We start from the raw sequence: 708 nt of genomic DNA on the forward strand, positions 1-708 counted from the left end.
GGGTTTTGGGCAGTGCTGGAGGCACCGATGGATTTCACCTTCCAACCGCCGTTTTTGGCTGGACTGTCAGGATATGTTGCCGAAATCGGGGCGGGGCTCTGCTGCGCGGATCTCGGTCTGCCGAATGTGCTGCACGACAGCCATGCGAGCTATGTCGGGCATTGGCTCGGCATCCTGCGCGGCGACAAGACCGCGATCATCCATGCCGCCGCCAAGGCGGAGCAGGCCTTCGCCTACCTCAAGAGTTTCGGCAGCGCCGCAGCTGACAGCGAATGCCATGAGGATGACGCGCCGGCACCCGCGCTCGCTGCCTGACGCCGGCCTCGGCCCCTCTCGGGCGCCAGTTTCTCAACATCAGAAAGGACAATCACCCATGGGATGGCTTTTCATGCCCTTCACGTCGATGGGAGGCCACAAGAGCGCCAAATCCTATCTCGACGCACAACTGACCTATGAACGCACGCTCGACGACGGCACCACACGCGGGCTCCGGGTGCTGGCGTCCTCCTGTCCCAAAAACCGCACCTATTACGCCGCGGCCCAGGAACTGGTCGGCGGCGTTCCCGGGAGCGTCTTTGCCGTGGTCTGCCTGGTGCGCTGGAACCCGCGTTCGCGCGATGGCCACCAATTTGGATACAAGGACAGTGCGCCGTTGCGGCGCTGAAATGGAGTATCAGTGATGATGAGGTAAGTTGAGAATGCCTCTGC

The 708-nt window shown here is 62.3% G+C and carries 1 protein-coding gene and 1 pseudogene; both read left to right on the forward strand.

The features are described 5' to 3' along the window. Positions 1 to 315, forward strand: a 315-nt coding sequence (locus L3X40_RS22045) for a zincin-like metallopeptidase domain-containing protein (RefSeq protein WP_237367461.1), incomplete at its 5' end; no start/stop codon positions are given. 58 nt (positions 316 to 373) lie between these two features. Then, a pseudogene (locus L3X40_RS22050) lies at positions 374 to 643 on the forward strand (DUF6927 domain-containing protein); the annotation flags it as partial. Positions 644 to 708 lie beyond the last annotated feature (65 nt).

Source organism: Rhizorhapis sp. SPR117 (genome assembly GCF_021742065.1).